At 69.3% G+C, this 14847-nt stretch carries 11 protein-coding genes; 4 read left to right on the forward strand and 7 right to left on the reverse strand.

Features of this window, described 5'->3' with window-relative positions:
* Positions 1 to 92: 92 nt before the first annotated feature.
* Complete coding sequence (locus tag ACUTR7_RS11200; protein ID WP_445608864.1) at positions 93 to 1070, forward strand: alpha/beta fold hydrolase; 978 nt, start codon at positions 93 to 95, stop codon at positions 1068 to 1070.
* Positions 1071 to 1105: 35 nt separating this feature from the next.
* Here the strand turns inward: ACUTR7_RS11200 and ACUTR7_RS11205 are convergent, their stop codons facing one another.
* The gene (locus ACUTR7_RS11205) at positions 1106 to 3640 is read right to left on the reverse strand and encodes a penicillin acylase family protein (protein WP_445608865.1); all 2535 of its coding nucleotides are present in this window, start codon (positions 3638 to 3640) and stop codon (positions 1106 to 1108) included.
* Positions 3641 to 3825: 185 nt separating this feature from the next.
* Here ACUTR7_RS11205 and ACUTR7_RS11210 point away from each other — a divergent pair, with 185 nt between their 5' ends.
* Positions 3826 to 4206 (forward strand): hypothetical protein, encoded by a 381-nt coding sequence (locus tag ACUTR7_RS11210; protein WP_034395933.1) that lies wholly within the window; start codon positions 3826 to 3828, stop codon positions 4204 to 4206.
* Positions 4207 to 4355: 149 nt separating this feature from the next.
* Here ACUTR7_RS11210 and ACUTR7_RS11215 read toward each other — a convergent pair whose 3' ends face one another.
* The 4 genes from ACUTR7_RS11215 to ACUTR7_RS11230 form a co-directional block, all read right to left on the reverse strand.
* On the reverse strand, positions 4356 to 5105 hold the full coding sequence (locus ACUTR7_RS11215; protein WP_445608866.1) for a sterol desaturase family protein: 750 nt from the start codon (positions 5103 to 5105) through the stop codon (positions 4356 to 4358).
* Positions 5106 to 5124: 19 nt separating this feature from the next.
* The gene (locus ACUTR7_RS11220; protein ID WP_065348046.1) at positions 5125 to 6117 is read right to left on the reverse strand and encodes an LD-carboxypeptidase; all 993 of its coding nucleotides are present in this window, start codon (positions 6115 to 6117) and stop codon (positions 5125 to 5127) included.
* A 364-nt stretch (positions 6118 to 6481) separates the two neighbouring features.
* Positions 6482 to 7909, reverse strand: coding sequence for a tRNA adenosine(34) deaminase TadA (gene tadA / locus ACUTR7_RS11225; protein ID WP_445608867.1), 1428 nt, complete (start codon positions 7907 to 7909; stop codon positions 6482 to 6484).
* Positions 7878 to 9146 carry a branched-chain amino acid ABC transporter substrate-binding protein gene (locus ACUTR7_RS11230; RefSeq protein ID WP_445608868.1) on the reverse strand — a complete coding sequence of 423 codons (1269 nt, stop codon included), beginning with the start codon at positions 9144 to 9146 and terminating at the stop codon, positions 7878 to 7880. Before ACUTR7_RS11230 ends, tadA begins: the two co-directional genes overlap by 32 nt.
* 503 nt (positions 9147 to 9649) lie before the next feature.
* On the opposite strand from ACUTR7_RS11230, the gene ACUTR7_RS11235 reads away from it, so the two are divergent.
* The gene (locus tag ACUTR7_RS11235) at positions 9650 to 11656 is read left to right on the forward strand and encodes a peptidase U32 family protein (protein ID WP_445608869.1); all 2007 of its coding nucleotides are present in this window, start codon (positions 9650 to 9652) and stop codon (positions 11654 to 11656) included.
* On the opposite strand, the gene ACUTR7_RS11240 is transcribed toward ACUTR7_RS11235, so the two are convergent.
* Both ACUTR7_RS11240 and ACUTR7_RS11245 read right to left on the reverse strand, forming a co-directional pair.
* A complete protein-coding gene (locus ACUTR7_RS11240; protein WP_012206611.1) occupies positions 11620 to 11901 on the reverse strand; it encodes a hypothetical protein in 282 nt (93 codons plus the stop codon). The genes ACUTR7_RS11235 and ACUTR7_RS11240 overlap by 37 nt on opposite strands.
* A 10-nt stretch (positions 11902 to 11911) precedes the next feature.
* Positions 11912 to 14254, reverse strand: a complete 2343-nt coding sequence (locus ACUTR7_RS11245; RefSeq protein ID WP_445608870.1) for an FdhF/YdeP family oxidoreductase — start codon at positions 14252 to 14254, stop codon at positions 11912 to 11914.
* Positions 14255 to 14382: 128 nt separating this feature from the next.
* On the opposite strand from ACUTR7_RS11245, the gene ACUTR7_RS11250 reads away from it, so the two are divergent.
* Positions 14383 to 14841, forward strand: coding sequence for a GNAT family N-acetyltransferase (locus ACUTR7_RS11250; protein WP_034363624.1), 459 nt, complete (start codon positions 14383 to 14385; stop codon positions 14839 to 14841).
* The last annotated feature ends 6 nt before the right edge of the window (positions 14842 to 14847 follow it).

The following is a 14847-nucleotide window of genomic DNA, read 5'->3' on the forward strand; positions in this document are numbered from 1 at the left end:
GCCGGGAGCCGTGCTGACGCACCGGGAAATCCCCAGCCACCGCTGTCCCGCCCCTGACTGCTGCACAGCAGCAAACCGGAATAATCGGCGGGATGCTGCAAGCCCCCTCTTCCCTCCCCGCCACGGCCGCTGAAGAAGCGCCCATCTACGCTCCCACACGCCCCTGGCGCTCGCGCATGGTGCCGGTGCGCACCATGGAGTACCACGTGCGCGAGTGGGGACCTGTGGATGGCGATCCCGCCCTGGCGCCGCTGGTGCTGGTGCACGGCTGGATGGATGTGGCGGCCTCCTACCAGTTCGTGGTCGATGCCTTTGGCGAGGCCTTCATGGCGGGGCGCCGCATCATCGCGCCGGACTGGCGCGGCTTCGGCCTGAGCCGGCCGGCCTGGCCTGCCGACCGGCATGACTTTGCCGACTACCTGGGTGACCTGGACCACCTGCTGGACACCCTGGTGGGCGATGCGCCCGTGGACCTGGTGGGCCACAGCATGGGCGGCAACGTGTCCATGATGTATGCGGGTGCACGGCCTGCGCGCATACGCCGGCTGGTCAATCTGGAGGGTTTCGGCATGCCGGCCACCCGGCCCGACCAGGCGCCCGCACGCTACGCGCAGTGGATGGACGAGCTGCGCCAGCTGCGCAGCGGCGGCATGGAGCTCAAGAGCTATGACAGCGTGCAGGACGTGGCGCGCAGGCTGATGAAAACCAACCGCCGCCTGCCCGAGGACAAGGCGCTGTGGCTGGCCCACCACTGGGCGGCGCCCAATGCGCAGGGCCGCTGGGAAATCCTGGGCGACACGGCGCACAAGCTCATCAGCGCACAGCTGTTCCGCGTGGAAGAAATCCTGGCCCTGTACCGTGCCATCACGGCGCCGGTACTGGCCGTCGAGGCCAGCGACGACAGCCTGGGCATGTGGTGGAAGGACCGCTACACGCTGGCCGAGTACCACGATCGCATCGGGCAGATTGCCGACTGCCGCACGGCCGTGGTCCAGGACGCCGGCCATATGCTGCACCACGACCAGCCGGCGGCCGTGGCCGGGCTGATCGAGCAATTCCTCAGCACCTGAGGCCTGCGCGCGCCGCTACTGCAGCCTATTGCCACCTACTGGGGCCGCAGCATCATGGAATGGCGCCAGCGCGCAGGCGCCATCTGCAGCGGCCGGTAGCGGCCGTCGGCCCATTCGGCAGACATGTCCGCATAGCGGCTGGACAGGGCCACGCCGCTTTGGCCGGTCTGGTAGATGAACAGCGAGCGCTCGGGCTCGGCCAGGTCGTAGATGGCGCGCAGCGATGCCGCATGGCGGTTGGCGAACGGCGCCCTGGCGTCACCGGGCAGGTACTGTCCCACGTTGACGGTGTAGCTGTCGCCACCCGAAGGCACGCTGACATTGAAGATGCCCGCCAGCAGCCCCACGCTGCCCAGCGGCCGGTGGCTGCTCAGGGCCGCATGCGCCGTGCCCCAGCGCCAGCGGCCCAGGTCGCTGCCCTGCATGGACTGCAGGCGCACCAGCGCCCGGTCCAGCGCCTGGCTGACCTGGGCACTGCAGCCTGCAGCCGCGCACCACCAGCCGTCGCGGCGTTCCAGCATGCCTTCGATGCCTGCGCGGTAGTCGCGCTTGCCATAGGTGGCCGCAAAGGTCTGGGCGCCAATGCGCGGGATCACCAGGCCGCGCGTCAGTTCGTCCACCCAGGCGGCAAAGATCAGGGGCGCGGCCTGCGCGGCATCCATGCGGCCGTCGAACTGCGCCATCACCCGGCGCGCCTGCGGGGCCAGCGGATGTGTGGCCGGCGCTTCGTCCAGGGCCTTGAGCATTTGCGGCAACAGGGCGCGGGCGGCCAGCGAGGTCTGGTCGTTCTGGATGGAGGCCATGCTGACCACGTCGTGCCTGTCCTTCGCCTCGATGAGCTCGGAGATGCGGCGGTGGCGGTACGGCAGGCTCCAGTCCTGGGTGAGGAAGTGGGCATAGCCCTCGCGCGTGATGCGCTGGTTGGCGGTGGCCAGATAGCCCAGCGCCGTTCCATCGTCCTGCGGGGCCTGGTCGTAGGGCAGCCAGCCCTGCCAGTCGTAGCGTGCCTCCCAGCCCGGTGCGGGCGCCACGCCGCGCAGGTCGTTGTCGACCGCACGCAGCGGCACCCGGCCTGCGGCCTTGAAGCCGATGGCGCCATGCACATCGGCCGCGACGATGCTCTGCATGGGCGAGTGGTAGTCGGCAAAGGCCTCGAACAGCTGGGCCACGCTGCGCGCCTCGTTGGCCCGCAGGCCCGCCTGCACGGTGAGGTTGTCGGTGTCCAGCGCCGCCCAGCGCAGGGCCACGGCGTAGCGGCGCTTGTCGAGCACGGCCTCGTACTGGGGCTGCACATCGCTGATCACGGGACCGTGGCGCGTGCTGCGCAGCGTGAGCTGCACATCGGCCCGGCCCTTGACCCTGATGCGCTCGCTGCGCTCGGTGAAAGGCGCCCAGCCGTCCGGCGTGCGGTAGCGGCCCGGGTTGCCTGGATCGATCTGCTCCAGGTACAGATCCTGCACATCGGGATTCGTGTTGGTGAAGCCCCAGGCCACCTCGCGCGTGCGCCCCAGCACCACGAAGGGCAGGCCCGGCAGGGTGGCCCCCACCACGTCGATGGGCGACAGCGGCGTGCCGTCCTGCGCTTGACCAGCAGGCGACTGCAGGCGTGCGTAGTACCAGATGGCGGGCGCGCTCAGGCCCAGATGGGGATCGTTGGCCAGCAGCGGTTTGCCGCTGGCCGTGCGGCTGCCCGACAGCACCCAGTTGTTGCTGCCCTTGCCGTCGTTGGTGCCCGCATCGCGCACCATGTCGCGGGACCAGCGGGCCCAGGCATCGCTCGCCTCGCTGGCGGCAGCCACCTTGGGCGCAGAGGCAGCCTGTGCTTCCTGGCGGTACACGCCCAGGCCCCGGTAGAGGGCCGCCAGGTCGGTGGAGGTGGCCGGCGCCTCGCCCGGATAAGGCGGCATCAGCTGCCACAGCTGCTGTGTGTCCAGTTGCGAGAGCGCGGCCAGCCGCGCGAATTCATTGCCCCAGTTGCCGCCCAGGTCCAGCGCCATCATCAGCGCCCAGCCCACGCTGTCCTCGGGCGCCCAGGCCGAGTTGTCGCCGCCGCCCGGCGACGTGTCCAGCAGCATGAACTCGGGCACCTGCGGGTGCTGGCGCATGGGCAGCGCCGCATAGAAGGCCGCGATGCCTTCGCTGTAGGCCTGCAGCGCCTCGCGCGCGTTGGCGGGCAGGGATGCGTACTGGCGCCGCGCCGCGCCGCGTATGTCCAGCGCGCGCATGAGCTTGTCGGTGTCCAGCGTGGCCGGGCCGAGGATCTCGGACAGCGTGCCATGCATCAGGCGGCGGTTGAACTCCAGCTGCCAGCCGCGTTCCTGCGCATGCACATGGCCCAGCGCGCGCCACAGATCCTGCGGCGAGAAGGCGCTGATATGGGTGACGTCGGCATCATCGCGCCGCACGCGCACGGGCTGCTCCAGCCCGGCCAGCGTGAGCTGTCCGTCAAGCACCGGCTGCACGCGCACGGCATAGATGGCCAGCGCGCTGCCGGCCAGCAGGGCCGAGCCGACCACCGCCACGGCGCCCACACCCCACCACCGCGAGTTCAGGATTCGCATGATTCCCATTCTTTTCCCCACCCTCTGCTTTTTTCGTATCGTAGTGTTGCAGTTTGTAGCATATGCGCGCGCGACATGCTCACATTGCTCACGACAGAAAGCCGCGCCTGCAGGGCGCAGGCTTCAGGCGACAATCACTGCCGGCCCTGCGCACATGGATGCAGGGCAACCGACAGAAACAGGAAGTACGTGGAATGTGGCCTTTCAGCCTCTTGAAGAAGCTCACCCAGGACCCGCCCGTGGGCCAGCCCCGTGGTGACTACATCGGCTGCTACCTGCTGGGCACCGAGGCGCCGGGCCAGGCCGGCGTCAGCTATGTCTCGCTGGCCACCACGCGCGAGCAGCTGGAGGCCGACGCCCGCGCCTACCTTGAAGGCTTCGTGCGCGACCACCCCGAAGCGGCCGACACCGACCTGTCCGCCATCCACTCCCTGCTGGAGAACCTGCCCCAGCGCCTGGACGCCCACCTGTCCGGCGACACGCGCGTGCCGCTGGCCGAGCAAGGCGGCACCGTGCTCTTCCTGCGCACCGGCATGCGCGCCCGCCGCAAGGAAAACGGCCGCTACCTCGAATAGCAGTCAGCCCCCACCGCCACCGTACAGAGCCTCAAAAACTGGCGCGGCCAAGAACAAGGGACAGCGAGCAAGGGCCTACGCCGGCCGCGCCGCCCCGCAGCGAGGCTGTCGTCCCCCCCGCGAAGCGAGAGGGGAAGGCGCGCAGCGCCTCAGGGGTAGTTCTGTTTGTGCACGTCTTGCCAGCGCAGCATGTCGGTCACGCGCTCGGCCTTGTCGGCATCAAAGCCCAGGCGCTCCACCCGCTCGGCCGGATTGGCCCAGGTGCCGAACAGCAGGTCCCAGACGGGCAGGCCGTAGTTCTGCGCATGGTGGCCGTACTGGTGGTGCACGGTGTGCATCTCGGGCCGCTGCACGATGTATCCCAGCCAGCGCGGCGTGCGGATGTCGGCATGCAGGAACAGATCGAACGCCCCCGTGAGGCCGATGGCGAAGGCGGCAGCCAGCGGGCTGGCCCCCAGCACCCAGTAGCTGGACAGCGCGCTCAGCAGCACGGCGGCCGCCGTGTCCATGGGGTGGGCGAAGAAAGCCGTGAGCGCCTCCACGCGCGGCGCGCTGTGGTGCAGCTGGTGGAACAGGCGCCACAGCGTGTCCGACCGGTGCGTGGCGCGGTGCCACCAGTAAAAGACAAAGCTGGTCAGCACAAAGCTCAGCGCGCCCACGGCCCAGGCCGGCCATTGCCGGCCCACGTCCAGCAGCGCATGGCGACGGATGCTGTCCGAGAACAGATGGCCTACCGCCAAGGTGGTGGCCAGCGTGCCCAGGCCCAGCAGCGTGGACAGGATCAGCCAGCGCCGGTCGCAATGGTTGCGCGAGGCCGGCGCGATCACCTCGCGCGTGAAGATGCCGACGAACATCAGCGCCAGCAGCGGGTAGGCCGCGAACTCCCACATCTGCAGCATACCGTCCGCTCCTTGCCGCTCAGTGCACGTGGCCCCAGTAGATCAGCGCATCGCGCCCTTCGACCGACAGCGACACGGGCGCGCCCACGGGCAGCATCACCTTGGTCGGCACATGGCCGTAGGGCAGACCCTGCAGCACGGGGCACTTGACCTGGCTACGCAGCCAGTCGATCACGGTCTGCAGCTTGAAGCCCTTGTCGTGCGAGCTGAGCTTGAACTCGCTGAACTGGCCGAACACGATGGCCTTTTGCTGGGCCAGCACGCCGGCATGCAGCAGCTGGGTCAGCATGCGTTCCACGCGGTAGGGATGCTCGCCCACGTCTTCCAGGAACAGGATGCCGCCCTTGATCTGCGGGAAGTAAGGCGTGCCCAGCAGGGAGACCAGCACGGCCAGGTTGCCGCCCCACAGCGTGGCGCCGCCGCTGATGTAGAAGTCCTTGACGGCAGGCTTGCCGTCTTCGCGCAGGCCGATCTTCGGCATCTGCCAGCCCGCGCCTTCGCCCTGGCCGCTGAGCAGGTCGTTGAAGCAGTCCAGCATGATGTCGTCCACGCCGCCCTCATCGTCGGGGCGGCCGAAGTCGTGCACCAGCAGCGGGCCGGCCCAGGTGGTGGCGCCGGTCTTGGCCAGCAGGGCCAGCGACAGCGCCGTGAAGTCGCTCAGGCCCACGAAGCGCGTGCCACCTGCGATGGCCTTGGCCACGGCCTTGTACTTGATGCCCGGCAGGATGCGCGTGAGGCCGTAGCCGCCGCGCGTGGGCAGCGCCAGGTCGGCACCGCTGGCCGCTGCGCGCTCGATGGCCGCCAGGCGCGTGGCGTCGTCGCCTGCAAAGCGCTGGTGGCTGCTCAACGCGTCGGCATCGATCTCCACCTGATGGCCCATGGCCTCCAGGCGGCGCACGCCGCGCTTGAAGCCGGCCTTGTCGCGCACGGCACCGGCGGGCGAGTAGATATAGATGTGGCGCGGACCCTGGTCATGCGCATGGCCGCAGCAGCTGCCGTCGGCGGCATGCACATGGCCGTGATCGTGGTCGTGCTCGTGGCTGTGGGCAGCGCCATGGTCATGTGCCGCAGCATGCGAATGCTCCTGTGCACGGTCATGGCCATGTGGATGTTCGTGCCCGTGGGCACAGCAGGTACCGTCGGCGGAATGCACATGTTCGTGCGCATGATCAACGGGTGCAGGCGCGGCAGCGGCTGCCTTTTTGCGGGGCGTGCCGGATGTGCTGGGTGTGCCGGGCGTGCTGGAAGAGCGGGAACTGCGCGAAGTGGCCAAGGTGGTTCCATGCCGGCCCTGGCCGGCATGCTCCATATTGCAAGGGGAGTGAAGACGGGGCACTGCCGCTGCGCAGCCCCGGCAAGGGGCCGGCGGCGCAGGCCTACGGGCGGAAGTATTCCACAGCGTCGGCCACCATGCCGGCAGCGCACAGGGGAACCCAATGGCCGCACGGGGATAGGCGCAGCTGCGCTGGCGGCAGCTGTGGCAGCGCCTGCAGCCAGGCCTGGCGCCATGCGGGCGCGGGCAGCAGCGCATCGTGCTCGCCGCCCTGCACCCACAGGCGCTGCTGTTGGCTCCACTGCACCAGCAACTCCATCGGCAGGGCCGGCATTTCGGCCTGCACGCGGGGCCATGCCTGCAGCGCGGCGCGGTGGCCGGGTTGGGAAAACGGCAGGTTCCAGGCCTGCGGCTGTGCACCGGCCTCCCCACCCGCCTCGTGCATGGCGCGGCCCACGGGCCATGACGGCTTGCGCGCCGCCTGCGCAAACCATTGCACGCAGGCATCGGGCGCCGGGCCTGCAGGCCAGGCATTCATGAGCCAGGCGCCGCAAAAACGTGCGGGCTCGGCCTGCGCCACGGCCAGGCCCAGGCGCGCGCCATCGTCATGACCGACCAGCACGATGTTCCGCAGGTCCAGCGCCAGCACCAGCTCGCGCAGCACCTGCACATGCCAGGCCGCGCTGTGCGCCTTCTCCTTCTTGGGCTGGTCGCTGCGGCCAAAGCCCGGCAGGTCGGGGACCACCACGCGATGGCCGGCCTGGAGCCAGCCGGGCAGCATGGGCTGGAACAGTTGGCCCCATGAGGGGCTGCCGTGCAGGCACAGCCAGGTCAGCGGCGCATCGTGCGGTCCTTCATCGACCACGGCCAGGCGCAGGCCTGCCAGCGCCGGCAGATCGCTGCGCCACTGCGGCTGGGCAAAGCCGCCGAAGGTGGAATCCGCATGGCGCAGCGCCGTGTCCTTGAGCGGATGCGGCTGGGCCGCGCGCTGCTCGGCGCGGCGCGTACGAAAGAAGTCCGACATCAGGGCCGCGCATTCCCCGGCCAGCACGCCGCGCGTCACCTGCGTGTGGTGGTTGATCTGCGGCAGCGCAAACACGTCCAGCACCGATCCGGCAGCGCCCGTGCGCGGCTCGGCCGCGCCATAGACGACGCGGCCCAGGCGCGCATGCAGCATGGCGCCGCTGCACATGGTGCAGGGCTCCAGGGTCACGTAGAGCGTGCAATCGTCCAGCCGGTAGTTGCCCAGGCGCGCGGCCGCGTCGCGCAGCGCCAGCACCTCGGCATGGGCCGTGGGGTCGCCCTGGGCCACGGGCGCGTTGCGGCCCCGGCCGACGATGGCGCCGTCCTTGACGATGATGGCGCCCACGGGCACCTCGCCTGCCTGGGCGGCGGCACGCGCCAGCTCCAGGGCGGCGCGCATCCAGGCCTCGTCGTCGGCCTGCGGCAGTGGACGGTGCTCGGCAGTCAAGGTGTCACAGTGTCCGGGCGACTGGGGGTCAGGGCAGCGGCTTGCGCACGCCCTGCGCATAGTGGTAGAGCGTGACGACCGGCGCCTGCAGCTCGCCCTGGGGCGTGAAGGCAATCGGCGCCGTCACGCCGTCATGCCGGGTCTGGCGCAGATAGGGGATATAGGCATCGGGCCGGATGGAGTCGGCCCGCACCATGGCCTGGGCCAGCACCATGGTGGCGTCGTAGGCGTAGGGGCTGAAGACCTGGTACTGGTCGGGAAAGCGCTGGTCGTAGCGCTGCTTCCAGGCAGCGCCGCCCGGCATGCGCTCCAGCGGGCTGCCGCCCACGGCGCAGGTCACATTGCGCAGCGGGGACGTGTTGCCCGCCAGCTCGGGCAGGCGCAGCGTGCACAGGCCGTCGCCGCCCAGCAGGCGCACCTTGTCCATGGCCAGCTGGGCCATCTGCCTGAGCATCGGGCCGGCCTGGGCGTCCAGGCCGCCGAAGAAGATGGCATCGGGCTTCTTGCCCTTGATGGCCGTGAGGATGGGCACGAAGTCGGTGGCCTTGTCGCCGGTGAACTGCTTGTCCACGATCTCGATGCCCTGCTCGCGCGCCTCGGCCTCGAACAGCGCCACGATGCCCTGGCCGTAGGCCGAGCGGTCATCGATGATGGCCGCGCGCTTGACGCCCAGCTTGCCCACGGCGTGCGCGACCAGCGCATCGACCATGGCGCGGTCGTCGGCGATCACGCGGTAGGTGGTGTCGTAGCCCGCCTGGGTGATGGCCGGGTTGCTGGCTGCGGGCGTGACCATGACGATGCCGCAGTCGTGGTAGATGGATGTGGCCGGCAGCGTGGTGCCCGACTGCAGGTGGCCGACCACGGCCGCCACCTTCTTGTCGCACAGGCGCCGGGCCAGGGCCACGGCCTGGCCGGGGTCGCCGCCATCGTCGCCGGCCTCCAGCTTCCAGCGCAGCTTGCGCCCGCCGATCTCCAGCCCCTTGGCGTTGAGATCGTCCAGGGCCATGCGCACGCCGTTTTCCTCATCCTTGCCCAGGCTGGCGATGGGGCCGGACACCGGCCCCGCATGGGCAATGCGCACCACCAGGGGCGCATCGGCTGAACTGGGTGCAGCAGGTGCAGCGGCCGTACCGGGCGCAGCGGCCGTACCGGGTGCAGCCGCCGCAGCGGAAGCCCCTGCCGACTGCCCGTTGGCCGGGCCGCTTCCCGGCAGCGCCCAGGCCAGGCCGCCGCTGCCCAGCAGGGTGCACAGCAGGGCCGGGCCGGCCCACGGGAAATGGCGAATCGAGGCGTGCATGGCAACTCCTGGAAAAAACGGTCAATCTGTGAAACAGGCGCCCTGGCAAACGAAATCCGCTGCGGCGTGGCCCACTCGGGCGCTGCCCGGCCGGGCAAGGCCTGGCGCAGAAAGCGCGCATCAGGCCCGGGGCGGGGCAGGCACGGGCCGGGGTATCCGGCATGGCGGCCCGGCCCGTGCAGTGCGCATCCTAAAGGATAGGCAAAAACCGGCGCCGCCCGCCAGGGCATCGGGCGCATACCCCCTGGCGCGCGTTTTTTCGGGGCTGCGGCGATAATGCTGCGCCTCACCGCAAGCGGGCTGCGAGGTTTTCGTCGCCGGACCGCCCCAAGAGTGGGGGCCTTTTTTTGTCGCCGGGCCGCCTCAAGACAAAAAGCGGCCCCCTTGGGGGGCAGCGGACCTTGCGCAGCAAGGGTAGCGTGGGGGCCAGTTTCCCCCGCATTGCGCCCGACGCCCGGCCCCCACGCCGGTGCGGGTACGAACACAGAACACCACAAAGCCCCATGTCCCTCCTGCCCCACCAGCTCGAACTCCTGTCACCCGCGCGCGATGCCGACATCGGCATCGAGGCCGTGAACCATGGCGCCGACGCCGTCTACATCGGCGGCCCGGCCTTCGGCGCACGCGCCACGGCGGGCAACGACATCCGCGACCTGCAGCGGCTGATCAACCACGCGCACCGCTTCGGCAGCCGCATCTTCATCACGCTCAACACCATCCTGCGCGACGATGAACTCGAGGCCGCCCGCAAGATGGCCTGGCAGATCTACGAGGCCGGCGCCGACGCGCTGATCATCCAGGACATGGGCCTGCTGGAGCTGGACCTGCCGCCCATCCAGCTGCACGCCAGCACCCAGACCGACATCCGCACCCCCGAGAAGGCGCGCTTCCTGCAGGACGCCGGCCTGTCGCAGATCGTCGTTGCGCGCGAGCTGGACCTGCAGCAGATCGCCGCCGTGCGCGCGGCCACCGACCCGGCGCGCACCACCATCGAATTCTTCGTGCACGGCGCGCTGTGCGTGGCCTACTCGGGCCAGTGCTACATCACCCACGCCCACACCGGCCGCAGCGCCAACCGCGGCGACTGCAACCAGGCCTGCCGCCTGCCCTACGAGGTACTGGACGCCAGCGGCCGCATCATCGCCCACGAAAAGCACGTGCTGTCCATGAAGGACAACAACCAGAGCGACAACCTGCGCGCCCTGATCGACGCCGGCGTGCGCAGCTTCAAGATCGAGGGCCGCTACAAGGACATGGGCTACGTGAAGAACATCACGGCCCATTACCGCAAGCTGCTGGACGAAATCATCGAGGAGCGCGAGTTCTCCGACACGCCCCTGGCGCGCTCATCCTCGGGCAGCACCACGTTCAGCTTCACGCCCGACCCCGACCAGAACTTCAACCGCGAGTTCACCGACTACTTCGTCAACGGCCGCAAGGAAGACATCGGCGCCTTCGACACGCCCAAGACACCGGGCCGCGCCATCGGCTGGGTCACCAAGGTGGGCGAGAACTTCGTGGAGATCGAGACCTCGAGCCGCGACACCGAACTGCACAACGGCGACGGCCTGTGCTACTACGACCTGCAAAAGGAACTGGTGGGCCTGCAGATCAACCGCGCCGAGTCGGTGGATGCGAAGAAGTCGCTGTGGCGCCTGTTCCCCAAGGACCCCATCGCCGGTTTCAAGGACCTGCGCAAGGGCCTGGAGGTCAACCGCAACCGCGACATGGCCTGGGTGCGCACGCTGGACAAGAAGTCCAGCGACCGCCGCATCGGCCTGTGGGCCGAACTCAAGGAAACGCCCGACGGCTTTGCGCTCACGCTGACCGACGAGGATGGCTTCACCGCCACTGCCGCCATCGCGCAGGAACACCAGGCCGCCACCGACGCAGCCCGTGCCGAGGCCACGCTGCGCGAGCAGCTGGGCCGTTTCGGCGCCACCATCTTCTCCGTGCATGACATCGGCCTGCAGCTGAGCCGGCCCTGGTTCGTGCCGGCCTCGGCCCTGAACCAGCTGCGCCGCGACGCCGTCGCCGCGCTGGAGGCCGCGCGCCACGCCGGCTTCGTGCGCCTGCCGCGCGCCCTGCCCGTGGAGCCGCCCGTGCCCTTCCCCGAGGACACGCTGACCTATCTGGCCAACGTCTACAACCAGAAGGCACACGACTTCTACATCAAGCACGGCGTCAAGGTCATGGACGCGGCCTACGAGAGCAAGGAAGAAGAAGGCGAAGTCAGCCTGATGATCACCAAGCATTGCGTGCGCTTTTCCATGAGCCTGTGCCCCAAGCAGGCCAAGGGCGTCATCGGCGTCAAGGGCACGATCAAGGCCGAGCCGCTGCAGCTGATCAACGGCAAGGAAAAACTCACGCTGCGCTTCGACTGCAAGCCCTGTGAGATGCACGTGGTCGGCAAGATGAAGCGCGCGGTGATCAACCAGCACGCCAAGGAAATGCAGGAGTTTCCGATGCAGTTCTACCGCACGCGTCCCGTGCCTTCGGCCAGCGCCTGACAGGCCTCGGCCTCCACCCACAAGCGCCCGCGCTCCGTCAGGGCCGCCAGCCACCGCCCCTCTTCCTGCTCCAGCCTGACCCAGCCCGGCCCCGGTGTGCCGGCAATGGGCGCATCGCCCATCAGCGCCAGGCAGCGCATGAGCACGCTGGCGCCCTGCCCCAGTCGCTTGCCCAGCCTGGGCAGGGACATGGGTGCGGGCTCGGTGGCCAATTCGCGCAGGATGGCGGCGGCCAGTTCTTCCATGCCTTGCACTTCAGGCCGCCATTTCTTCCAGCGCGGGAGACGGCACGGCAGGCAGCCTGTGCGCCACCAGCTGCACGGGAATGGACTTGGAGCTGGGCGTGCCCGCCACGATGGCCGTGGCCGACAGCGGCACCAGCGGATTGGTCTCCGGATAGTAGGCAGCGATGCAGCCGCGCGGAATGTCGTAGGCCACGAGCCTGAAGCGCTCGGCGCGGCGCTGCTGGCCGTCATCCCACACCGTCTGCAGGTCCACCCAGTCGCCATTCTTCATGCCCAGGGCGCGGATGTCCTCGGCATGGATGAAGACCACGCGGCGCTGTCCGAAGACGCCGCGGTAGCGGTCGTCCATGCCGTAGATGGTGGTGTTGTACTGGTCGTGCGAGCGCGTGGTGAACAGCGTGAACACCGGCGATGCACCGGGGCTTAGCGCGGCGCGTGCGCGGTGCACGGGCGTGTCGCGCGGCACGGCGTGCACGAAGAAGCCTGCCTTGCCCCGGGGCGTCTCCCAGATGCGCTCGCTCGCCGCATTGCGCAGCTTGAAGCCGCCCGGCACGGCCACGCGCGCGTTGAAGTCGTGGAAGTCGTCGAAGACCTGCTCGATCAGCTCGCGTATGCGTGCATAGTCGCCGGCCAGCTCCAGCCAGGGCACGGGCCGCTGCGCGCCCAGCGTGGCGGCGGCCAGGCGCGCGACGATGGCGATCTCGCTGAGCAGGTGCTCCGACGCAGGCGGGTTGATGCCGCTGGAGATATGGACCATGCCCATGGAGTCCTCCACCGTCACGCCCTGCGGGCCGGTGGCCTGCATGTCGATCTCGGTGCGGCCCAGGCAGGGCAGGATCAGCGCCTCGCGGCCGTGCACCAGGTGGCTGCGGTTGAGCTTGGTGGTCACATGCACGGTCAGGTCGCAGCGGCGCAGCGCCTGCCAGGTGGCATGCGTGTCGGGCGTGGCCGCCGCGAAGTTGCCGCCCAGCGCAAAGAAGACCTTGCCCCTGCCTTCGAGCATGAGGCGGATGGACTCGACCACGTCCACGCCGTTGGCACGCGGCGGCTCGAAGCCGAAGACCTGCTGCAGCCGGTCCAGCAGCGCGGCCGGCGGCTTCTCCCAGATGCCCATGCTGCGGTCGCCCTGCACATTGCTGTGGCCGCGCACCGGGCAGGCGCCTGCGCCGGGGCGGCCGATGTTGCCGCGCAGCAGCAGCAGGTTGACCAGCATCTGCACGGCGGCCACCGAATGCATGTGCTGCGTGATGCCCATGCCCCAGCAGACGATGGTGCTGCGGGCGGCGATGTAGACCTCGGCCGCCGTCTGCATCTGCGCGCGGCTCAGGCCGGACTCGGCCTCCAGCAGGCCCCAGTCCTCGGCCCGCAGGTCCTCGGCCAGGGCCTCGAAGCCGGTCGTGTGTTCGGCGATGAAGGCATGGTCCAGCACGCCGCCGCCCCCTTGCCCCAGTGCATCGTCCTGCGCGATCACATGCTTCATGATGCCCTTGACGGCCGCGATGTCGCCGCCCACGCGCAGCTGGAAGTAGTGCGTGCTGATGGGCGTGGCGCCCAGGGTGGCCATCTCCAGCTTGCTTTGCGGATCCTGGAAGCGCTCCAGCCCGCGCTCGCGCAGCGGGTTGAAGCTCAGGATGCGCGCGCCGCGCTTGTGGGCTGCGCGCAGCTCGCCCAGCATGCGCGGATGGTTGGTGCCGGGGTTCTGGCCGAAGATGAAGATGGCATCGGCCTGCTCGAAATCGGCCAGCTGCACCGTGCCCTTGCCCACGCCGATCTGCGGCTTCATGCCGCTGCCGCTGGGCTCGTGGCACATGTTGGAGCAGTCGGGAAAATTGTTCGTGCCGTAGGCGCGCACGAACAGCTGGTACAGAAAGGCCGCCTCGTTGCTGGCGCGGCCCGAGGTGTAGAAGATGGCCTGGTCAGGGTCGGGCAGCGCGTTCAGGTGGCGGGCGATCAGCGCAAAGGCGCTGTCCCAGTCGATCGGCCGGTAGCGGTCGCTGGCCGCGTCGTACACCATGGGTTCGGTGAGCCGGCCCTGGTCTTCCAGCCAGAAATCGCTTTGCGCCATGAGCTCGGCCACCGTGTGCCGGGCAAAGAATTCGGGCGTCACGCGGCGCGCCGTGGCCTCGGCCGCCACGGCCTTGGCGCCGTTCTCGCAGAACTCGAAGGTGGAATGGTGGTTGCGGTCGGGCCAGGCGCAGCCCGGGCAGTCGAAGCCGTCGGGCTGGTTGGCCGACAGCAGGGTCTTGGCGCCCTTGACGGCGATATCCTGGCGCATCAGGGCCTGGCTCACGCTGCGCAGTGCGCCCCAGCCGCCAGCGGCCCCCTTGTAGAACTCGATCTTTTGTTCAGACATGGGGCGGAAGTGTTCCGCCTGTCCATGATCCAGGTCAAATCACATCTCCAAATGGAGAGATTCAGCAAAGATATGAGCACGGCATCCTTGCCCTGCGCCATGCTGGCAACCTCAGCCCCGGACCACCGATGAACTCCACAGCCATACACACCGCCATCCCCGAAGACGCCGAGCTGATCGCGCCGCTGTTCGATGCCTACCGCCAGTTCTACGAGCAACCTGCGGATGCCGACGCGGCGCTGGCCTTCATCACGGCGCGGCTGGAGCGCGGCGAATCCGTCATCCTGCTGGCCCGCCGACCGGACGGCAGTGCCCTGGGCTTTTGCCAGCTCTATCCCTCGTTCTGCTCGGTGCTGGCCGCGCCCATCTACGTGCTCTACGACCTCTTCGTGGTGCCCGATGCGCGCCGCCTGGGCGTGGGCCGCGCCCTGCTGCTGGCGGCCGAAGCCCATGCCCGCGCCACGGGCCATGCGCGCATGGACCTGACCACGGCCCGCAACAACCTGCGCGCCCAGGCGCTGTACGAGTCGCTGGGCTGGGTGCGTGACGAAGTGTTCCTGACCTATGCGCGCCATCTGCAGGCTTGAGCCGCC

It is taken from the genome of Delftia sp. NA_296.1, from assembly GCF_052692095.1.